The following is a 19,978-nucleotide window of genomic DNA, read 5'->3' as shown; positions in this document are numbered from 1 at the left end:
CCGAATGCCCGTCGGCCGATGCCGCGAACGGATACCGCGAGCGGATGCCGTCAGCGGCGAGGAGGGGTCAGCGGGTTTGCTGCACGTGTGCGATCCACTGTCGGAATGTGGGCGTCGCCTTCTGGGGCGTCGCCTGCCTGCCAGCGACGCAGCACCCCTTGGGCAACCTCTTCAACGGTGAGCGCGAAACAGAAATGGTCGCGCCAGTCGCCGTCAATGTGGATGAAGCGACGCCTCAAGCCTTCATAGCGAAAGCCGAGCTTCTCGACGACGCGCAAGCTGGGTGCGTTCTCGGGCCGAATACAGATCTCCATTCGGTGCAAGCCGAGTTGGAAGAAGCAGTAGTCAGTGGCCAACGCCACAGCGGTTGGCGTGAGTCCTTTGCCCGCAAAGCGTTGAGAAACCCAGTACCCGATTGTGGCCGAAGCAAGCGAACCGTACGTGATCGACGACACATTGATCTGCCCGGCGACGTCACCGGCGTGCTCAATCACAAACGGGAGCCCAGCACCGGCACGAGACTGCTGCAGCAGACCCCGGATGCTCGACTTCACGTCAAAACTGACCGGCCCAACCGGGCTCGTGGCCTCCCACTGGCGAAGCCACCCTCGGTTATCGCGGAGTTCTTTCTCTAACGCACGCGCATCTCGCACCCGAATGGGTCGAATGCTGATCTCTCCGTCGCTGAGCGTCGGAATGCCATACGCCACTTATTAGTCCAGGGTTGAGCTGAACTGCTTGAGCCACGGGCGCAGATCGGGGCCCAGGTCTTCACGCTCAACAGCGAGCTGCACGATCGCCTTGATGTAGTCGAGGCGATCTCCGGTGTCATAGCGGCGGCCGCGGAACACAACACCGTAGACGCCTCCGGCAACATCGTTCTGGGTCATCTCGAGCAGGGCATCCGTCAACTGGATTTCGCCGCCCTTGCCCGGATCGGTGCGTTCGAGGATCTCGAAGATTTCGGGGCGCAGAACGTAGCGACCGATGATGGCGAGGTTGGACGGTGCAGTGCCCTGCGCGGGCTTCTCTACCAAGCCAGTGATGCGCACAACGTCGTCATCGTCGGTCGGCTCGACCGTCGCGATGCCATACATGTGGCTTTGAGCGGGGTCAACCTCCATGAGGGCGATTATCGTTGCGTTGCGGCCGTACTGTTCCTCAAGCATGCGCGAGAGCAGAACATCGCGATCATCGATGAGGTCGTCACCCAGCAGCACAGCAAAGGGCTCCTTGCCGACGTGCATCTTTGCTCGCAACACGGCATGGCCGAGACCGCGCGGGTCTCCCTGACGCACATAGTGCATATCGGCGAGGTCGTTGGAGAACTCAACCTTGGAGAGACGATCGATGTCGCCCTTTTGCTCGAGAGTGGCCTCAAGCTCGGTCATCCGGTCGAAATGGTTTTCGAGTGCGTTCTTGTTGCGCCCCGTGATCATCAACACGTCGGTGAGTCCAGCGGCAACTGCTTCTTCTACGACATATTGGATGGCCGGCTTATCAACAACCGGCAACATCTCCTTCGGCATAGCCTTCGTTGCCGGCAAGAATCGGGTGCCAAGACCTGCAGCAGGAATCACCGCTTTAGTAATCTTCGTAGCCATAGGTACAGCGTAGTCGGCCAGTCTCGTAGAATGGTTGAATGACCGACGACGTCAGTCACGATAAACGTGCACTCCGGGCCGAATTACGCGAACGCCGACGCATCTGCACCGCCAAAGAGCGGGAAGAGTCTGAAGCAGGTGTCACCGCGAATCTTGTAGAACTCGCTACACGGCTGGGATCCACCTCGGTTGCCGCCTACCTCTCCACCACTGACGAACCCCAAACTCGCGGATTCCTTCGCTGGGCGTGCGAACACGACATCACCGTGCTGCTTCCCATCTCCCGCGCAGATGGCCTGCTCGATTGGGCGCCCTATGACGGCGAAGAAGAAGACGAAGACCTCATCGGCATGCCAGCACCCACCAGCGAGGTGCTTGGCCCGATCGCTATCAACGACGTCGACCTGATCATTGTGCCCGCGGCATCCGTGGATCGCACCGGCATGCGCATGGGCTGGGGTCGCGGCTACTTCGACAAAACGCTCGGCTCCATGGAGACGAAACCTCCCGTCTACGCCGTCATTTTCGATAACGAATATGTGGAAACCGTACCCACAGAAATTCATGACCAACCAGTCAATGGCATAGTCACCCCCTCGGGAATTGTGACCATTACCGAGCACAACTAAGGATCTAGTGCCTACCTATTCCTACCGCTGTACCGAATGCGACAACGCTTTCGATATTCAGCAGTCGTTCACCGATGATTCATTGACGATCTGCCCTGCCTGCGAAGGCAAGCTGCGCAAGGTGTTCTCTGCTGTCGGTGTCACCTTCAACGGCTCTGGCTTCTACCGCAATGATTCGCGGGCCGCCAAGAGCTCGAGCGACTCAAGTTCGAGCTCGTCAAGCTCGTCGTCGGGGTCTTCGTCGGATTCGTCATCATCAGTATCTTCGGGCTCCAGCTCATCCGGCTCGACTTCGTCTTCTTCGTCGTCATCCTCGTTACCTGCGGCGGCAAAAGCGTCATAGGTGACTTATACCCACACCGAAGGAGCATGAGTGATTAGCGGATTCAGAACGTTTATTTTACGTGGCAACGTCATCGACCTTGCGGTTGCTGTTGTCATTGGTGCTGCGTTCACTGCAGTTGTTAACACCATCGTTGAGGCAGTCTTCAATCCGCTGATCGGCGCACTCTTCAATGCCGAGAACCTCGCCACGGCGCTGCCGGTGGCCATCCCCAACGCCGGTGGAGAAGATGCCGTCATCTACTTCGGTGCAGTTATTGCGGCACTCATTCAGTTCCTGCTCATCGCAGTCGTTGTCTACTTCGCGATCGTGGCCCCCATGAACTACGCCAACAAGCTGGCTGAAGCTCGCAAGCCCACGGTCATCGAGCCCGAAGCAGGCCCGACCGAAGCCGAGCTTCTCCTTCAGATCCGCGACCTACTCGCTCGAAAGAGTGTTTAGCAGCAGTCGTACACAACGCCCCACTATCGACGGGCGGCCAAAGCACTAACCCCAATGCGGAGGTTTGTCGCCCTTGAGTCGCTCGTCGTTCTCGTTAACGGGATGCCGTGGAGATTCCCCGGTCGGATGAGTGTCTGAACCCTCGGGAGGAGCAGTCGTCACGCGACGGCGCTTCTTGCCCTTCGCCGGTTGCTCGGGCGCGGGCTCGTCGTGCTGCTCGCTCGTACGCGAGTCGTCAGTGCCGCACACGAGCTACTGCTCGGGACGCGTGGCAGGGATGATCGCAATGGGCTCGGTGTCGGGAGCAGCTTCTGCTCCGAGCATCCGCGCCACCTTGTCGGCCACCTGGTCGGGATCGCTGAAGAGCTCGAAGGCGTGCACGCGCAGGTAGTGCCAGCCGAGTCGACGCAGCAGCTCGGGACGCAGACGCAGCGACTCTCGCAGGCTTGACTCGTGCACCATGGCGTCGGTTTCGATGGTGCCACAACGACCGCCGCGAGAGGCAACAAGCCCGAGCTTGGCGCGGTGGCCAAGAGCTACGCGCAGTCCACGCTTCTCGAGACGACGCGCGAGGTCAACGAGCATCGGGTCGCTGTCGTCGGGCACCGGAACTTCGGCGTAGCGGGCATCCACTTCGTCCAGCACCTCAGCGAGGGCAACGGCACCATGCTTCATGCGACCGTCGTCGAGGTCTTCTGAACGGAACGAGGTCACAATTTCGAGCGAACGGCGAGCACGCGTCATTGCGACAGCGAGTAGGCGCTCTCCCCCGGGCTCGCCGAGCGAACCGAAGTCAGAGAGCACGCGACCGTGTGGCGTGCGGCCGTATCCGATAGAGAAAATAACCCGATCGCGGCTTTGGGCCACAGCCTGATCGATCGTGGTGACCGTGAACGGTTCAGCGCGATCGCCGATGATGACATCGAGTAGCTCGGGGCGACGGCGGCTGACAGCATCCAACACTGACTGCATAACCCGAACCGAGTGCAGCGGGCTTGCCGTAATGACCATGAGCGACTCTTGTGGCCGTTTGGTGGCGTGCTCGAGCACGAGTTCAACGACGCGAGAAACCTCGGCGTCGGGGCTCTCTACAGCTCCGGAGTCGGGATCAGGCATTCCGACACCGTCTGCGACATAGCTGACAGCGAGGCTACCGTGCCCGAGAAAACTTCCTGCCCAGGGCAAGGATTCGATCTGGCCGCCGTAGAAGCGACGGTTCACGAGCTCTGCAAGCTCTTCGCCACCCGGTCGGTAGCTGCGAGTCAAGGTGAGGGTCGGCAGGAGGCCACTCAGGCGAGCGAACGCCGAATCTTCGACGAGAGCCTCGCGCACCTCATCGTCGATCGGCGGCGGCGCATCAGCAGTCGCATCGCGCACCGCAATCTCAAACGGGGTGGGCGACTGGATGACGGGGTCGCCAACAACAACAACCTGCTTCGAGCGGCGAATAGCTCCAGCCACTTCGGCCACGGTCATCGCGCCGGCATCAACGAGGAACACCGTGTCGAACGGCATCGTGTCGACGACTGAGTCGATCTCGTAGGGCGAGGCGAGCCAGACGGGGGCAATAGTGCGAGAAAGGTGAGGTGCCGACGTCTGAACGTCGAACGAGGTGAGCCGCTCTTTGGCGAGCGCGCGCTTGAGGGCGCTCGCTTCGTCGGGCCAGTCAACGAGCCCAATCTTCCAGTTTTCGGCGATCTGCCACGAAAGTTGCTTCGCGTTTGCCGAAGCGTGGGCTTCGTCAACAAGGCGGAAGTCGGCTTCAAGGCGATCCACGACGGAGGTGTTGGCGTTGAGCAGTGCTCGGTCCAGTTCGAGCATGGAGTCGAGCGCTGATTTCCACCATGACAGTTCGAGCTCCGCGGCAACCTGATCTTCGGGCACGTGTCGCCTGGCCAAGTCGTCAATCAGCGGGCTGAGCTTCAGTTCGCGCAGGCTACCCATGAGGGCTGTGCGCTCCTGCAGATTGTTGAGCACATCAGATTCTGCCGCGAGCGCCGTAACCTTTTCGAGCAAGAAGGGGATGGGCAGGCTCGACAGGTTGACGTGTGAGTCCGCAATGCCCAGCGGAATGTCGAGCGCGGCAAGGTCTTCAGACACCTGCTGGTACGAACGCTGAACTTCGCCAATGCCCACGGGTACAGCGGGGCTTGCACCTTCGGCTACGAAGCGGTGCCACAGCACGCGCTGCTTCTGGATGCGGATGAGGGCGGCATGCATGTCGTTCACACGCACGCCGGGGCGCACGTATTCGAGGGCCAGCTTCTTGAGGCGACGACGGTTCGCGCTCGTCATGTCGGGAAAGTCGCGACGCGGTGCTGTGGCAGCGATCAGTTCGGTGATCGCGCGGTCGAAAACTGTTGGCACGAATCGGTCGAGCGTTTCCCGCAGATCCACGAGAAGGCGCAGGTAAACGCCCAATTCTTCGATGCTTTGGAACGGTCGCATACGGGTGTTTGATACCAGACGGTTGGCGACGCCCAATAGCTCTGACAGCTGAGCGTCGGTGCGCTTGGCAATCTCGTGTGCCTTGAGCGCTTCGTCACCGTTGGCGAACTGCGCTCCGTACCAGGGCGAATCCCCCGGTCCGTACTTGAACTCGCCGAGCTTGGCTGCGGCAATAATCACTCCGGTCGCGGAGGTGCGATCCTTGGCAAGCTTCTCAACGGCTTCGCGCGACAATCGCGCGGTAGTCGATGGTGGGCTGGGCAGCAGTGCAAGCCGGCTGAGCTCAGAAACACAATCGAGAACCGAGACACCGAGCACATCGTCGGCGACAGACATCGACCCGCGGTAATCGAGCATGATCTTGCGCAGGCGCAGCAGGGCCTCATCCACATCTTCAATTTGTGGTCGTGACGCTTTTTCACTGCGAGAAATGGACCGGATGATGTCGCGACGCAGGGTGCGCGGTGCCACAGCAAGCCCCGGCAGACCGATGTCGCCAAAGCGGTCAGCGATCGAGTGCAGCGAAGCACGGCGCGGGGTCACCACGAGCACACGCTTGTTCTGCGCGACGAGTGCACCAACAGCGTTGACGATCGTTTGCGTTCCGCCGGTGCCTGGCAGCGTGCGCACAACCAGCGAGTTACCTGCTTCGATCTGCGCGATCACATTTTCTTGCTCAGCATCGGCGTCGAGCAGCAGGTTGTCAGTCTGCGGCGAGCGTTCATCTGCCGACAGCGCTGGTACGGGAGAGTAACCCTCCTTGATGGTCCACGCCGCTGCGGTGTTGCCAGCCAAGGCGTCGAGGATCGGATGCTGCAGCTCGGCGGCATCGTCGGCCAGACCGGGCGCGACATCCGCAAAGGATGACACCACAAGTCGTGGGCTGACAGCGAAGTTCGTGAGGTGCGAGGTGAGACCGCGCAGACGATCGATCACCGGGTTCGGCTTGAACGTGCCATCGGCATCCGTGAGTGCGACAAACGATTCGGCATCGAGGCGCAAGTGGAACTGCTCATCGAGTGCGCGAGCAAACTCTGGGTTGAGGTAGGTGCCGCCGCGCAGCTTCAGTTCAAAGTCACGACCGTGCCGACGGATGGCGAGGGGGCGCAAGAGCACTGGGGCGCAGTACTCAACGTCGTCGTGGTTCCAGCGCGCAATGCCGATGCCCAAGTGAACGGAGTCGATTCCGCGGGCCGTCGAGAGCTCAAGGCCCTTCGCGGCAACAGCACCGGCTGCGACCTTGGCCGAGCGCAAAGCAACATCGTCACGAATCAAACTCGACAGCAGTGTGCGCTTGCCGGTGATGAACTGGGCTAAACCCCCCGGATGAGTCGTAGACAGCTCAACACGAGTGCGAGGCGAATCTACGAAGTGCAGGAGCGGAGACTGACCGCCAAGCTCTGACAATTGCGAACGCCACTGCGTCCACACGGGTTCTGCAACGTTTCCGGCCATGATGTTCGGCTCACCAAAACTCAGCGTATGAGGCGCTGTTACCTGAATGTGGGGATGTGAGTGCTGGATTTCGGCGTCGTCGACGTTCTCGTCAACCGAATCTGGGTCGACCGAGAAATCATCTGAAACTTTATCTACACGCCACACACCGCCACCTTAAGCGTCTAACGGCAATAAATGGTGCAACAAGCACGAGTTTCGTCAGACTCATTCACCGGCCGTGCCCCAGTTCTCGCGGCACACCGCCGTAGAATACGAGTCATGGTGCCCCTCGCCCTCCCCCTATCGGCCGCCACCGATGCCGCCGAACTTGCTCGCGGCACCACGATCGCGGTCGTTGCGTTGCTCGTGCTTGTGCTGGCGCTAGGAGTTGGGGCCTTCATTGTTCTGTTCCGTCGCGGGGGTGATCGCGGCCGTCGTGGCACAACCTCGCAGGCAGCTCTCGACGCCCAGGCTGCCGCGTTGCTCGTGAGTTTGGATGACCGGGTGCGTAGCGCCGAAAACGAGGTCGGTTTTGCGATCGCCCAGTTTGGGGTCGAGAGCGCCCGAGATTTTGACAGTGCTCTCGCCGAAGCACGGCTGAAACTGACGGAAGCGTTTCGTTTAGGCCAGCAGCGCGACACCGCCGCGAGCGATGCCGACCAGTTACGTCGCCGCAATACCCTGCAGATGATTGCGCTGTGCGACAAAGCGTTGGCGAGTCTCGACCGGTTCGAAAGTTCGTTTGCTGAACGGCGGCGCACCGAAGTGGATGCCGCACAGACCGCCCGCGCATTGCTGGCCCGGCTGAGTGCGCTGCGGGGTCGGCTATCGAATCAGCGGCAACGTCGCGCCGAGGCGGCGGAACACTACGCCGAGGTCGTGCTCGCTGTGGCGACACGGCAGCACGTGCAAGCCGAAGCATTTCTTGAGCATGCCGAGCAGGAGTTGGATGCCGTCTCCCCCGAGATCAGCCCGACCGGCGTCAACGCCGTCGCAGACAGATTGCATGTCGCAGCTTCTGATCTGCATCTGGCAGACCAACACCTGGCGGCATCCGAACTCTCGTTGATGGAGCTGGCAGATGCCGAGGTCGCTGTAGAGCGGATGCGGGACACGAGCGCCGGCGACCTACGCGAAGCCCGTGTGGCACTGAAGCGTGCGCCCGATCCGAACTCGGGAGCCACAATCGTGGCGGCGATTGCTGCCGTGGAGACAGCTCTCACGGCGACCGCTGTGGTTCCGGGCAGCCAGAGCGATCCGTTTCGACAACTGGTAGTTCTCGGCGATGCCGCCGCCGATTTGGATGCCGCACTTGCGACGGCGCGCAACCAGCAGCAGAGGCTCGAGCATGCCCGCGCGGCCTACCGCGGAACATTGATCGCGGCCCGAAGTCAGATCAGTGTTGTACGAGAACTGATCGGGCGGGGTGGTGCAAGCGCGAGTGCGCGCACTCGACTAGCGGAGGCGGAGCGCCAACTCATGATCGCTGAAGCTGAGACAGACGCCGTGGAGGCGTTGGATGCCATCCGCCGGTCGGTGACTCATGCTCGAGATGCTGACGCTCTCGCCAGGTACTAGTTATCTAACTAGGCCTTGTCGAGTACGGCGAAGTTAACCGCGCCGTTCTCGCCGACCTCTGCGTCGAGAGTTTTGTCACTGAGGGCAATGGCTGCGTTCTCTTCGAGAAATACGCGTGCGCCGTCGGCCTCAATTACGGAATCTCCGGCCGCAGCTTCTGCAACTACTGCAACGCTCAAGTTGGGGGCACCGGGTTCTCCGTTGATGCGGAGTCCCGAAGCTTCTGTGTTGGGGTCTTGTTCAACAATCGTCTTGACGACCGTGGTGGCTGTTTCGGTGAGCGTGAGCATATGTTCGTCCTTCCAAGTTCAGCGAATTGAACAACCCACAATCCCCTACTCTGCGGCTCGCATCAACCGTGAGCGCCGATTGTGAGGCAACTCTCATGCGCAGTGGAGCGCGCGGTCAGGCGGAGCAGACGTGTGACTTCGCTATTCGTCGCACCCCGCCCGGGTACCGTAGAGCGCATGGAATGGTGGCAGGTGCTCGTCAGCGTGGCAGGAGGACTGCTTCTGCTCTGGCTCGCACTGATTGGCGTTCTCGCTTGGATATCGCGTGGTCAGTCCGAGAAGTTCAGACTTCTCGACGCCCTGCGCCTTGGCCCCGACGTCGTGCGTCTTACCCGCCGACTTGTGGGCGACCCCGAAGTTCCTCGAGGCATTCGAATCTGGCTAGTGGTGCTGCTGGTGTACTTGCTACTACCTATCGATCTGGTGCCCGATTTCATCCCCGTTATTGGGTACGTGGACGACGCAATCGTCGTTGCGCTCGTTCTTCGCTTCGCAACTAGACATGCTGGTGCTGCCGCTCTGGACCGCCACTGGCCCGGAACTCCGCAAGGACTCAGCGCCCTCCGCGCCCTCGTCGGCCTCAGCTAACGAGCACGGGTCATTGTGACGACCATTGCCCAGCCTCACACCCGGTAGAATTGTTCGCGGAGTGCCGGGAAGTCTGGTCGGCGATTGCGTCGGCGACCCCGCTGACGAACCTCAACGTCTGGAAATTTGTGACCACATCCACTAAGAAGCTGAGCCCCCGCAAGCGAGTACGCCGGTGGGTCACCATGGAGACCACCAGCGGCATCCTTCTCATGGCTGCTGCCGCGATTGCCCTTATCTGGGCAAACTCTCCGTGGCGCGAAGGCTACGCAGCCCTCGCCGAGACCGTCGTTGGCCCCGCGGCTTTGCACCTCGACCTCTCGTTAGCCACGTGGGCTGCTGACGGCCTCTTGGCGATCTTCTTCTTCGTTGTGGGTGTTGAGCTCAAGCAAGAACTTGTTGCCGGCAGCCTGCGCAAACCGCGCGAAGCCGCCGTTCCCGTTTTTGCAGCGATTGGCGGGATGCTCTTTCCCGCGTTGCTCTTCACGCTCGTGGTTCTCACGATGGGTGACTCTTCCGCTCTCGGCGGTTGGGCAATTCCCACCGCAACGGACATTGCGTTCGCCCTAGCGGTTCTCGCAATCTTCGGTCGCGGCCTTCCGCGAGCGCTGCGCACCTTCCTGCTGACCATGGCTGTCGTTGACGACCTCCTCGCGATTGTGATCATCGCGCTGTTCTACACCGACAGCATTGATCTGCTTTCGCTGCTGTTCTCGCTCATCTCGATCGTGTTGTTCGGTCTTGTGGTGCGCTCCCGTAAACCGCGCTGGTGGTTGCTGATTCCGCTCGCGCTTGTTGCATGGGCCTTCATGCACGATTCGGGCGTTCATGCGACGATCGCCGGCGTGATGCTCGGATTCACTGTTCCCGCCAAGCTCGTTCACGGAGAGAAAGACACCCGCACTCACGTTTTCGACGATGCGGTTCGCCCTACCTCATCCGGTATCGCGCTGCCCGTATTCGCATTCTTCGCGGCAGGCGTCTCACTGGGTGGCGAGGAAAGCGTCAGCTCTGTTCTGGTGCAGCCCGTTGTGCCAGCCATCGTCATTGGTTTGGTCGTCGGAAAGATCATCGGAGTGCTCGGCACAACCGCACTCATCACCAAGGTGACAAAGTTCCGGCTCGCTGACTCGATCGGTTTACGCGACCTTCTCCCCATTGGTTTCCTCACGGGTATCGGATTCACGGTCTCGTTGCTGATCTCCGAGCTCTCATTCCCCGACAACGAGCACACGACGGGTGCCAAGCTCGCGATCCTCATCGGCACAGCACTCGCAGCGGTTCTCGCAGCAATAAGTCTCCGCTGGGATTCTCGCCTTGCCCGCAGGCGCGACATGAACGAAGATGGCATCCCCGATAAGAACAGAGCACTCATCGAGGATGCAGACTAGCTAACGAGCTACTCCACACTTTCGAGGGGATTCATCGTGTCAGACCCGCTGAGCCAACACACTGACTACGGCCAAATGCCGCTCAACGACGCTGACGTGCTTGACGATCCCCGTGAACAGTTTCGACTGTGGTTATCGAACGCCAATGATTCGCACGTCTACGAACCCAACGCAATGGTGCTCTCAACAGTGGATGCCGACGGCTCCCCCAGCAGCCGCACCGTACTGTTACGCGCCATAGACGATGCCGGCTTCGAGTTCTTCACCAATTACAGCTCCATCAAAGGCCGCGCACTCATCGCGAACCCTGCGGCTGCGCTGGTATTCCCCTGGTATGCGATTCACCGGCAAGTACTCGTGCAGGGAACGGCTCGGCCCGTTGCCGCAGCCCTTTCTGACCAGTACTTCGCAACGCGACCGCGAGGCAGTCAGATCGCGGCGCACGCCAGCGAACAATCGCAACCCATCGCATCCCGAGCCCTGCTCGAACAGCGCGTTGAAGAGCTAGCGCGAGAGTTCGAAGGCCGCGATGTGCCGCGGCCGGATGACTGGGGTGGCTTCGTAGTCGAACCGCACTCGATTGAGTTCTGGCAGGGTCGCAGCTCTCGCCTGCACGACCGCGTGCGCTTCACGCGTGCTGCATCAGGCGACTGGGAGCGGATGCGGCTGCAGCCGTAGCGGTAGCGGTAGCGGTAGCGGTAGCGGTAGCGGTAGCGGTAGCGGTAGCGGTAGCGCTCTAGCTCTAGCTCGGGCGCCTAGCGCCACAACATCCAACCGTCTTGGCGTTCGTTAACGCCAAAAGAGGGACACGACCGCGATAACAGTCGTGCCCCTCCCGAGGTTGTGGGCTTTACTCAGCCGGCACGGAACCCCGTGCCTGCATTGCGTAACCCGACTCGCCGTGAACGGCGAGGTCGATGCCGGCGATTTCTTCTTCAGAAGTAACGCGGAATCCTATGGTCTTCTGAATGGCGGTTCCAATCAACCAAGAAGCGCCGAAGGAGAAGATTGCTACAGCGAGGACGCTGATGGTCTGAACAACTAGCTGGCCCGCATCTCCACCAACGAAGAGTCCGGTGTCGGTTGCGAAGAAACCGAGGTAGATCGTTCCGGTGACGCCGGCAACGAGGTGGAGTCCCACAACGTCGAGCGAATCATCGAAGCCCAAGTTGAACTTGAGTTCGATAGCGAGAGCACACAGCGCACCAGCGATGAGACCGAGAACCAATGTCCAGCCCGGAGTAAGGTTTGCCGCTGCCGGGGTGATGGCAACAAGGCCAGCAACAACACCGGATACGGCGCCCACTGCGGTGGCCTTACCGGTGCGCAGCTTCTCTACAACGATCCAGCCGAGAATTCCTGCGGCCGGTGCAGCGAGCGTGTTAAAGACGATCAATCCAGCTTCGTCAGGCGACCCTGCGGCACCAGCATTGAACCCGAACCAGCCGAACCAGAGCAGTGCTGCACCGATGAGAACCAGGGGAACGTTGTGAGGCTGCGCAATGTCCTTGTTGAAGCCAACACGCTTGCCAAGAACCAGGGCGAGACCAAGGGCTGCAGCACCAGCGTTGATGTGTACCGCGGTTCCACCAGCGAAGTCGATTACCGCCGGCAGGCCACCGAGAGTGTCTCCGAGGTTCTGTATCCAGCCGCCGCCCCACACCCACGCTGCGACGGGGAAGTAGACGAGCGTTGCCCAGACACCGGCGAAGATCATCCATGGCCCAAAGCGTGCGCGGTCGGCTATTGCACCCGAGATCAGTGCGGTGGTGATGATGGCGAACGTTCCACCGAATGCAACGTTCAGGAGGTCAGCGCCTGCGACGCCTTCTTGACCGAAGTTGCTGAACGGGTTGCCCGAGAATGACCAGATTGAGCCATCGATCGAGCTCATGTTCGCACCGATGAGGATCCAGAGAACGGCAACAAGGCCGAGAGCTCCGAAGCTCATCATCATCATGCTGACTACCGACTTCTCTTTAACGAGTCCACCGTAAAAGAATGCCAAACCGGGGGTCATAAGCAGCACCATCGCGGTGCTAATGAGTACCCATACCACTGTGTCCATCTCAACCTCTTTCGCTTTGTGCGCCTGGTGCACACGTAATGCCTTGGCGGATTTTCAGTGAGTGTCGGGTTATTCCACTCCCACCGTCCCGCACGACAAAGCATTCCGTCTTATCGTTTCGTCAGGCCCACAGTTATGTTTCGGGCACGTTAAACGTGTGCTGTAGGTGTTACATACACGTTTCGCGCACCCGGATGTGTTCGGTTAATCGACTGCCAGATGCCCGTAGAGTTGGCACATGGACGAAACCACGCCCGCGAATGCGACCGGGCCAGCAACACCGCCAGAGAAGCCTTCGGCGGTAAAGACTCGCATCCGCCAGCTAACGACACCGTGGTGGCGTCTGGTGTGGCTCATTGGCGGTCTCGTCTGGGCTGTGGTATTCAACGTGATCTATGTCACCACCGGCGGCACCGAAGAATGGTGGGGCGTCGCATCAGTCGTGCCAATCGCACTGTTACTAGTGGATGTGCTGCGCATCGAGCGAATCGAGCGCGCAGCCGAGCAGAAGCGTAAGGCGAAGCTGAAGCTCTAGTGCTCGGCGTCGGCCCCCAGGCTCTCGAGCGGGGACGTCCCCAGCCCGCCTAGACCGCACGCGCGCGCCGTGCCATCACGCGCCGCACAAACTTTTCGACTTCGATGAGCCCCAGCAGGGTCGATGCGGCGAGTGCACACCCCACCCACTCGCCGAGCGTAAGCGGCACAAGCCCCAGCACGCCCGCGCTGACCGACCAGGTCATGGCGAGCCACTGCAGTCCGAGCGAGCCGAGGGCGGTCGCGATGAGAAACGGGTTGCTGAATGGGCTGACGGTGAAGAGCGAGCGGCGCTCGGTGCGCGCGCTGCCCGCCTGGAAGAAGCTCATGAGCACAAACACCGTCATCGTGATGGTGCGCACGCGCTCGAGTTCGTAGCCTGCGGCGAGCGCCAGTTGGAAGGTGATGAGCAGCACGGTCGCCATCCAACTCGCCGAAATCACGGTGCGCACCCACAGTTCGCGCGACAGGATGCCCTCGCACGCAGCCCGCGGAGGCCGCCGAAGCTCGTCCCCTTCGGCGGCCTCGAATGCGAGCGCAACGTCTTGCAGGCCGCTCGTGACAACGTTGATCCACAACACCTGCACGGGGATCAAGAGCAGCGGCTGCTCAAAGAAGAAGCTGATGGCGACGGCGAGCATGATACCGAATCCGGTCGACAGCAAGAAGAAGGTAGCTTTGCGGATCGCCGAGAACACAATGCGCCCCTGCCGCACCGCGTCGACGACGGTGGCGAAGCGGTCATCGGTGAGCACGACATCTGCGGCTTCGCGCGCCACGTCGGTGCCCGACTTGCCCATCGCAACGCCGATCGAGGCCGCCTTGAGTGCGGGCGCGTCGTTCACACCGTCGCCCGTCACCGCGACCGTGTCGCCGTTGGCCTGCAGGGCTTGTACGACGCGCAGCTTGTCCGAGGGCGAGACACGCGCCACCACGCCGGTCTGGGCGACGCGTTCGGCTAGCGCTGCGTCGTCGAGGTCGTCAAGTTCGTCGCCCGTGATCACGTTGTCGTAGTCCGCGATGCCGAGCCGGCGTGCGATTGTGGTGGCGGTCAACGGGTGGTCGCCGGTCACCATAATGACGCGTATCCCTGCCCCGACGCAGAGTGCGATCGACTCGCGGGCTTCCGCGCGCGGCGGGTCGGTGAGCGCGACGAGCCCGAGAAACTGCAGGCCGGCGGGGTGCGGCAGCTCCGGCCCCGAAAACTCGTCGTCGGCTACCTTGCGGCGGGCGATCGCCAGCACACGGTAGCCGTCGCGGGCCAGCTGGTCGTGTGCATCGTACACTCGCTGACGTGCGGCATTGTCGAGGGTGGTGCCCCCGGCCTCTGAGCTGCACATCGAAAGCACGAGTTCGGGCGCGCCCTTCACATAGAGCATGAGTGCGGCATCGTCGCCGCCATGACCGCTACGGCGTAGTGACTGTGCGTAGCGGTTCTGCGGCTCGTACGGTAAGCGGGCCACTTGGTCGGGTACGTCGTCGTCATCGCTCGTTACCCCGAGCGAGCGCGCCAGCACGGCTAGCGCCACGTCGACGGCATCGCCGGTGAAGCCACGCTCGTCATCACCGTGAGGGTGCGCCTCGTTGACGAGGGCGCCAGCCATGACGACGTCGCTCAGCACGCCGCTCGGACGGTGGGGTATGCCCGACACCTCAAGTGCATCGCCGCCGGGTACCCACACGCGCTCGACAGTGAGCCGGTTTTTGGTGAGCGTTCCGGTTTTGTCGCTCGCGATCACGGTCGTCGAGCCCAACGTCTCCGCGGCGGGCAGCGTGCGCACGATCGCGCCCTGAGCTGCCATTCGGCGCACCCCGATCGCTAGCGCGACCGTCATCACTACCGGCAAGGCTTCGGGAATCGTCGCAACAGCCATGGCGATCGCCGACAGGAACACCGTTTCGAGATCCTCGCCGAGCAGCAGACCGGTGATGACCACAGCTACGGCAACGACGGCAACGAACAGTCCAATGCGGCGCTCGAGGCTGCTGATGCTCTGCTGCAGGGGCGTGCGCTCCGGGCTGGTCTGTATGAGCTCGTTGATACGCCCCAACTCGGTGTCGCGGCCCGTCGCGACCACCACCCCGCGGCCACGTCCGGAGGTGACGAACGTGCCGCTGTAAAGCATCCCGAGACGGTCGCCCATTGCCGCATGCTCAGAGACAGGGGCGGGGGTCTTGTGCACCTGCTCCGACTCGCCGGTCAGCATCGACTCGTCAACCTGAAGGGCGTGAGCGTCGACGACGCGCAAGTCGGCGGCTACCTGCTCGCCGCTCTCGAGCGCGACGATATCGCCGGGCACGAGGTCGACCGCAGGCAGTCGGATGACGTGGCCGTCCCGCACAGCGCGCGTAGCCGGCACGGTAAGCGAGGCGAGGGCGCGCATCTCGCGCTCGGCGTGCGTCTCTTCCCAAAATCCAATCGACGCGTTCAGCACGAGCACGATGAGGATCGCGGTCGCATCAACCCAGTCCTGCAGCAACAGAGTGATCGTCGCCGCGACCAACAGAATCGCGATAAGCGGCGACCGAAATTGTCGCACTGCCACCGCCCACGCGGGCGTCGGCTTGCGCACTTCCAGCCGATTCGGCCCGACCCTGGCGCGCCGCTCGTCGGCCTCGGCGGTGGTCAGCCCCTGCTGGCTCGCGTCGAGCTGAACAAACGCCTCGGCGGTGGCGAGCGCGTACCACGGTGTCGCCGGCTCGCCTATTGTCATGCCACCACGTTAGTGCGGGCGGCGCGGGCGCGACTAGGGCCGTTTGTCCCTAAGGCCGGGCTATTCAGGATCGGTCAGTCCAGTTTTCCGCGGAGTCATCGGGGACTCCGCGCAGGCGTGCATTCTCACCTGAGGCACCACGAACCCTTCGCGGGCTCTTCCCTTGCTTGGCATCGCACCCCTAGGCTCTCGAGTGGGAGCCTCACCAGATGTGAGGCCCGTTTGCCGATTCGTACCTGAAACATCGGAGAAACATGAAGAAGCCCATTGCTGCCGCGGCACTTGCTGCGGCGCTTGCCCTAACTACCCTGGCGCCGGCCTATGCGGCCGAGCCCTCTGCAACCATCACCGGATCCGTAGGTGAGAGAGTAACCGCAGACGGTTCCAGTCTCCGTCTGCGGTATGTCGGCGATCCGGCTCCGGCCGGATACGACGGAAATTACCAGCGCGGTCCGGCCATCCTGACTCCGTCTCCGGAGCTGACTCCGGTGACCATGGCGGGAACCCTAGACCTGTCCCAGATGAGTGAGAACGGCCAGACTGCGGTCATCGGACTGCACGATGCGGATGCCCTGGCGAGCGGCCAGACCGGCCACAAGCAGGAAGTCGGCATCTACGTCACCTATCGCACCGATTCCGGGGGCTACTACGTCGTTGGTGTGACCGATGGGGATGCCGGCGGTGGAGAGTGGGTCCAGGAGTTTAAGCGAATTCCTGTCAGTGACCTGCCCGGTGGCGTCGTCACTGTGGAGTTCGTCGTCGACGGAAGCGTCGACCCGGCCACCTGTGCCAGTGACGCGGCAGACATCGCGACGGCAGACGGTTGCATGACTCTGACGGTCAACGGCTCAACCGTGAGCGACTCCTATGGCAGCATCAGCCCCCACGGCGTAACCACAGAACTCGGTAACGGCGCACATCCCGGTTGGTACTCGGCGTGGACCACCACTGGTCCGGAAATCGGCGTGAACTATGACCTGACCATTTCCCCGGTGACACTGGTACTCACCACCAAAGACCAGTGCAAGAAGGGCGGCTTCGCCGACTTCGATTTCAAGAACCAGGGTCAATGCATCGCCAGCATCCAGACGAACGAGAAGGCCAAGAAGTAACACGGCACCCTCTCGGCAACGACCCCTCTCCCCCGCGAGAGGGGTCGTTGTGTTTCCGATGGAGATCGAGCGCAATCGGGGTCAGCTGGCGCGGCGGTGAACACCCATCCAGTGCGAAGGTCCGTAACATTCAGAATCCGCGCGAACCCACCGTTCTGGGCCGGTCAGCACAAATGCGGGTCTGGTGCGCTGATAGGTGACAACTGTCGCCTAGACGTGCAGCAGACTCCTTCGACGAGACCGGAGGACGCGTCGAAGGTGAACTGCGGTGGATCTGCGTGAGCTGGCCGGGATGGCTGAGGCCACCAGACAAGAATGGCCGGTGAAATTGGCCGACCTGATCGTGGAGATCCACAAAACCGTGCAGATCAGCAAGGTCGACGGCAAGATGGTGCTGCCGGCGCGGAGGCGTTCCTGACCGTACGCTCGTCCCTGTCCACTGCACGCAAACAAAACTAGGACGCCCTCGACGTTCCCAGAAAACTCTTCACAGACAGCGCCGGGATCCCCGCCATCGCAGGGCCGGACCTTAATCAACCTAGCCATCCACAGATCTGAACTTCTCAACCGATCCAGACGAACTCAGCGACACCTCCGAGAAATAGCGACGCCGCACACGAGCCTAGGAATGTCAGTTGTGCTTCCGTGCTGCACGAGGACGAGTCAACACCGCCACCACCAGCCCGCCAATTAACGCGAAGCCCTGTGCGATGACTGCTACCACCTTGTCTGGATACCACGCAGGTTCGTAGATCACTGGAAACCCGAGTGCGCTCAGATCCAATGGCACATAAACCGAAGCCACCAGCAGTGCGAGCCCGCCCGCCGCGATCGCTGCCGCAACCAGCCCGGTCCACCAGCGATATACCGCCAGGATCAGGACGGCTGCGAGGATGTTCACAACGCCCTGGATGCGGAACAGTGCGCCCTGACTGACGAGTGAGCCGACGATGGCATCGAATGGAGTCGCGAGGAGAAAGTGCACGTAGGCGTTTACCACCAGCGCGAGTGCGATCCAAATCCGTGCCGCTATAACGAAGATTTTCATGTCCTTGCCCTTTCTCTCAACAACTTCCCGGAAACGCTGAAGCCGGTGGGGAGCGATTCGTTCGCTCCCCACCGGCTCATTCGCGAATCGGTTTTACTGGATGCCCTTGTTGGCTGCGATTCCGCCAGCGAGTGCCTGTGCCGTCATCGGCATGTGTCCAGCAGCTTCCTTCAACAGTTCGAAGTAGGCAGGGTCACCGGCGATGTTCGCATCAATCGCTGCGACCAGCGACGAGGCGTGCGTCTCGAGCTCGGCCTGCACTGCTTCAGCGGGCAGCTCAGGAACAACTGAATTGATCAGCTGGCCGAACGACACCGCATAGCCACCCAGATCCGACATTGCCTGGTCGATGCCAGCCTGGTCATCGGTTGCCTTCGCTACCGCATAGTTCACGAAGAATGGGATGTGCGAGCGCCATGAATCGAGGAACGGCTGCTCGGCGTCCGGGTAGGCCGAGCCCACGAGGGCTGCGATCTCAACCGAGTTACTGTCGAGAGTTTCAACTGCCGCGGCGACGTCTGCCGTCGTGAGGTCACCACCATCGGCGAGCGCCTGGTCGATGGCTGCACCGGCGAGGTAGACGTGGTCGGCGAGCAGGGCGGTTAGCGTTGCACGCAACGTGGAGCCGTCGCTGTTTACTGTGTCGACGACCGTCGAAGAGGTCGTGTCGTCGGTAGCGGCCGGCGAATCTGTTGCCGCTGAGCAACCCGAGAGTGCGAGTGCCGCGGCGAGGCCCAGACCGGTGATTGCTGTGATTTTACGCATTGTTTCTTCTCCTTGTTGATGGTGTGTTGTTCGTGCGGGTTCTTACGGTTCGACCGTGATGCTTGCGTTCATGGTCAAGTGCGGTTGGCAGTAGTAGAAGTACTCGCCGGGTTCGTCGAAGGTGTACGAGAAGGTGTCGCCCTCCTGGCCCTTCGGAGCCAGGTCGTGGTCGAAGAGGCCATCGGGCGTCTGCGTGCCGCGAAGACCGGTTGACTCGTTCACGTCGCCCCAGGCTCCGGATGTCACGGTGTGACCGATCGTCTCGCCGTTTTGCCACGTGACTGTGGTGCCTACCTTGACGGTGAGGTCGTTCGGCATGAACTTCAGGCTGATGGTCTTAACAACGTTTTCGTCCGCTTCCGCAGACTGATCCGTGCCGCTGCTCGCGGACGGCATCGTTGGGGATGGTTGAGAACCTGCGCATCCTGAGAGCGCGATGAGAAGTGCCGGCAGGAGGAGCGCACCCGCGAGGGTGGCTTTCGGTGTCCGAAGTGTTCTGGTGTGTGACATGTAGATGATTCGGCGCCCTGCGCGAAGTGGATTGGTATCAATTTTTTGGGCACAGAAGAAACTTAGGAAAAGAGCGTCGCCGGGCCGCGGAATGCCCCTCGGCGGTGCGCAACCGGAAGGCATCAACGACTGACCTCTCCGGCGAGTAAAGACCAATGGTCTGATCACGATCACCAATGTCGATGAGGGACCGACCGATCGCGAACGTCTCGCGTCGATCAACTCGTGACGCGCTAGAGCGGATGCGATACAGAGAGTTGCCTCCGGGCGCCGAACTATCTGGCGCTTCTTCGCGAGGCGTGGGCAAACCGTGAGCAAATCGCTGCAAACAGGCCCGACTGCTGTTCAATTGGGTCACGTCCCTGGGAGTGGTGTAATTTCCGGCTGCTGAGCGTCGCTACGGCGACGTGAGGAGCCACCGTGTGATGGTCAGTGAGAACCGACTAAAGCTACTCACACGAAGGACACCACACGATGG

General features: G+C 61.5%; 20 protein-coding genes. 10 read left to right on the top strand and 10 right to left on the bottom strand.

Going from position 1 to position 19,978, the window contains the following annotated elements; genetic code table 11:
* Positions 1–50: 50 nt before the first annotated feature.
* Positions 51–710: a GNAT family N-acetyltransferase gene (locus ACTJJW_RS04335; RefSeq protein ID WP_462642915.1), complete on the bottom strand. Its 660-nt coding sequence runs from the start codon at positions 708–710 to the stop codon at positions 51–53.
* A gap of 3 nt (positions 711–713) precedes the next feature.
* Entirely contained in the window at positions 714–1,604 is an 891-nt protein-coding gene (gene galU, locus ACTJJW_RS04330) for a UTP--glucose-1-phosphate uridylyltransferase GalU (RefSeq protein ID WP_462642914.1), read from the bottom strand.
* 38 nt (positions 1,605–1,642) lie between these two features.
* On the opposite strand from galU, the gene ACTJJW_RS04325 reads away from it, so the two are divergent.
* The 3 genes from ACTJJW_RS04325 to mscL are packed head-to-tail and all read left to right on the top strand — an operon-like array spanning position 1,643 to position 3,017.
* Positions 1,643–2,233, top strand: a complete 591-nt coding sequence (locus tag ACTJJW_RS04325; RefSeq protein ID WP_462642913.1) for a 5-formyltetrahydrofolate cyclo-ligase — start codon at positions 1,643–1,645, stop codon at positions 2,231–2,233.
* Between the two features lie 7 nt (positions 2,234–2,240).
* On the top strand, positions 2,241–2,576 hold the full coding sequence (locus tag ACTJJW_RS04320) for an FmdB family zinc ribbon protein (RefSeq protein ID WP_462642912.1): 336 nt from the start codon (positions 2,241–2,243) through the stop codon (positions 2,574–2,576).
* Positions 2,577–2,606: 30 nt separating this feature from the next.
* The gene (gene mscL, locus ACTJJW_RS04315; RefSeq protein WP_462642911.1) at positions 2,607–3,017 is read left to right on the top strand and encodes a large conductance mechanosensitive channel protein MscL; all 411 of its coding nucleotides are present in this window, start codon (positions 2,607–2,609) and stop codon (positions 3,015–3,017) included.
* A 45-nt stretch (positions 3,018–3,062) separates the two neighbouring features.
* Here the strand turns inward: mscL and ACTJJW_RS04310 are convergent, their stop codons facing one another.
* Positions 3,063–3,266, bottom strand: coding sequence for a hypothetical protein (locus ACTJJW_RS04310; RefSeq protein ID WP_462642910.1), 204 nt, complete (start codon positions 3,264–3,266; stop codon positions 3,063–3,065).
* A 3-nt stretch (positions 3,267–3,269) separates the two neighbouring features.
* Positions 3,270–7,067, bottom strand: a complete 3,798-nt coding sequence (locus ACTJJW_RS04305; protein ID WP_462642909.1) for a DEAD/DEAH box helicase — start codon at positions 7,065–7,067, stop codon at positions 3,270–3,272.
* Between the two features lie 114 nt (positions 7,068–7,181).
* On the opposite strand from ACTJJW_RS04305, the gene ACTJJW_RS04300 reads away from it, so the two are divergent.
* Positions 7,182–8,480 carry a hypothetical protein gene (locus ACTJJW_RS04300; RefSeq protein WP_462642908.1) on the top strand — a complete coding sequence of 433 codons (1,299 nt, stop codon included), beginning with the start codon at positions 7,182–7,184 and terminating at the stop codon, positions 8,478–8,480.
* Between the two features lie 8 nt (positions 8,481–8,488).
* On the opposite strand, the gene ACTJJW_RS04295 is transcribed toward ACTJJW_RS04300, so the two are convergent.
* Positions 8,489–8,770, bottom strand: a complete 282-nt coding sequence (locus ACTJJW_RS04295; protein ID WP_462642907.1) for an iron-sulfur cluster assembly accessory protein — start codon at positions 8,768–8,770, stop codon at positions 8,489–8,491.
* Between the two features lie 132 nt (positions 8,771–8,902).
* On the opposite strand from ACTJJW_RS04295, the gene ACTJJW_RS04290 reads away from it, so the two are divergent.
* The 3 genes from ACTJJW_RS04290 (at position 8,903) to pdxH (ending at position 11,427) form a co-directional block, all read left to right on the top strand.
* The gene (locus ACTJJW_RS04290) at positions 8,903–9,358 is read left to right on the top strand and encodes a YkvA family protein (RefSeq protein WP_462642906.1); all 456 of its coding nucleotides are present in this window, start codon (positions 8,903–8,905) and stop codon (positions 9,356–9,358) included.
* Positions 9,359–9,486: 128 nt separating this feature from the next.
* Positions 9,487–10,749, top strand: a complete 1,263-nt coding sequence (gene nhaA / locus ACTJJW_RS04285) for a Na+/H+ antiporter NhaA (protein WP_462642905.1) — start codon at positions 9,487–9,489, stop codon at positions 10,747–10,749.
* Between the two features lie 36 nt (positions 10,750–10,785).
* Positions 10,786–11,427 carry a pyridoxamine 5'-phosphate oxidase gene (gene pdxH / locus ACTJJW_RS04280; RefSeq protein WP_462642904.1) on the top strand — a complete coding sequence of 214 codons (642 nt, stop codon included), beginning with the start codon at positions 10,786–10,788 and terminating at the stop codon, positions 11,425–11,427.
* A 172-nt stretch (positions 11,428–11,599) separates the two neighbouring features.
* Here the strand turns inward: pdxH and ACTJJW_RS04275 are convergent, their stop codons facing one another.
* Positions 11,600–12,817: an ammonium transporter gene (locus ACTJJW_RS04275; protein WP_462642903.1), complete on the bottom strand. Its 1,218-nt coding sequence runs from the start codon at positions 12,815–12,817 to the stop codon at positions 11,600–11,602.
* 238 nt (positions 12,818–13,055) lie between these two features.
* Here ACTJJW_RS04275 and ACTJJW_RS04270 point away from each other — a divergent pair, with 238 nt between their 5' ends.
* Entirely contained in the window at positions 13,056–13,352 is a 297-nt protein-coding gene (locus ACTJJW_RS04270; protein WP_462642902.1) for a hypothetical protein, read from the top strand.
* Between the two features lie 49 nt (positions 13,353–13,401).
* Here ACTJJW_RS04270 and ACTJJW_RS04265 read toward each other — a convergent pair whose 3' ends face one another.
* Entirely contained in the window at positions 13,402–16,065 is a 2,664-nt protein-coding gene (locus tag ACTJJW_RS04265; RefSeq protein WP_462642901.1) for a cation-translocating P-type ATPase, read from the bottom strand.
* A gap of 254 nt (positions 16,066–16,319) precedes the next feature.
* On the opposite strand from ACTJJW_RS04265, the gene ACTJJW_RS04260 reads away from it, so the two are divergent.
* Both ACTJJW_RS04260 and ACTJJW_RS04255 read left to right on the top strand, forming a co-directional pair.
* Positions 16,320–17,177: a hypothetical protein gene (locus ACTJJW_RS04260; protein WP_462642900.1), complete on the top strand. Its 858-nt coding sequence runs from the start codon at positions 16,320–16,322 to the stop codon at positions 17,175–17,177.
* A gap of 268 nt (positions 17,178–17,445) precedes the next feature.
* Positions 17,446–17,595, top strand: a complete 150-nt coding sequence (locus ACTJJW_RS04255) for a hypothetical protein (protein ID WP_462642899.1) — start codon at positions 17,446–17,448, stop codon at positions 17,593–17,595.
* Between the two features lie 213 nt (positions 17,596–17,808).
* Here ACTJJW_RS04255 and ACTJJW_RS04250 read toward each other — a convergent pair whose 3' ends face one another.
* The 3 genes from ACTJJW_RS04250 to ACTJJW_RS04240 all read right to left on the bottom strand — a co-directional run bounded on the left by ACTJJW_RS04250 (position 17,809) and on the right by ACTJJW_RS04240 (position 19,500).
* A complete protein-coding gene (locus tag ACTJJW_RS04250; protein WP_462642898.1) occupies positions 17,809–18,225 on the bottom strand; it encodes a hypothetical protein in 417 nt (138 codons plus the stop codon).
* Between the two features lie 93 nt (positions 18,226–18,318).
* Positions 18,319–18,990 (bottom strand): hypothetical protein, encoded by a 672-nt coding sequence (locus ACTJJW_RS04245; RefSeq protein WP_462642897.1) that lies wholly within the window; start codon positions 18,988–18,990, stop codon positions 18,319–18,321.
* Between the two features lie 42 nt (positions 18,991–19,032).
* Positions 19,033–19,500 carry a cupredoxin domain-containing protein gene (locus ACTJJW_RS04240; protein ID WP_462642896.1) on the bottom strand — a complete coding sequence of 156 codons (468 nt, stop codon included), beginning with the start codon at positions 19,498–19,500 and terminating at the stop codon, positions 19,033–19,035.
* Positions 19,501–19,978: the final 478 nt, after the last annotated feature.

This window comes from Rhodoglobus galactosidasius, assembly GCF_054957775.1.
Note: the sequence above shows the minus strand (reverse complement) of the source record. Positions and strands in the feature narration are given on the sequence as shown.

Coding starts and splice junctions, on each gene's coding strand:
- galU (WP_462642914.1), bottom strand. CDS start 1,604: ATGGCTACGAAGATTACTAAAGCGGTGATTCCTGCTGCAGGTCTTGGC.
- ACTJJW_RS04325 (WP_462642913.1), top strand. CDS start 1,643: ATGACCGACGACGTCAGTCACGATAAACGTGCACTCCGGGCCGAATTA.
- ACTJJW_RS04300 (WP_462642908.1), top strand. CDS start 7,182: ATGGTGCCCCTCGCCCTCCCCCTATCGGCCGCCACCGATGCCGCCGAA.
- ACTJJW_RS04295 (WP_462642907.1), bottom strand. CDS start 8,770: ATGCTCACGCTCACCGAAACAGCCACCACGGTCGTCAAGACGATTGTT.
- ACTJJW_RS04275 (WP_462642903.1), bottom strand. CDS start 12,817: ATGGACACAGTGGTATGGGTACTCATTAGCACCGCGATGGTGCTGCTT.
- ACTJJW_RS04270 (WP_462642902.1), top strand. CDS start 13,056: ATGGACGAAACCACGCCCGCGAATGCGACCGGGCCAGCAACACCGCCA.
- ACTJJW_RS04265 (WP_462642901.1), bottom strand. CDS start 16,065: ATGACAATAGGCGAGCCGGCGACACCGTGGTACGCGCTCGCCACCGCC.
- ACTJJW_RS04260 (WP_462642900.1), top strand. CDS start 16,320: ATGAAGAAGCCCATTGCTGCCGCGGCACTTGCTGCGGCGCTTGCCCTA.
- ACTJJW_RS04250 (WP_462642898.1), bottom strand. CDS start 18,225: ATGAAAATCTTCGTTATAGCGGCACGGATTTGGATCGCACTCGCGCTG.
- ACTJJW_RS04245 (WP_462642897.1), bottom strand. CDS start 18,990: ATGCGTAAAATCACAGCAATCACCGGTCTGGGCCTCGCCGCGGCACTC.
- ACTJJW_RS04240 (WP_462642896.1), bottom strand. CDS start 19,500: ATGTCACACACCAGAACACTTCGGACACCGAAAGCCACCCTCGCGGGT.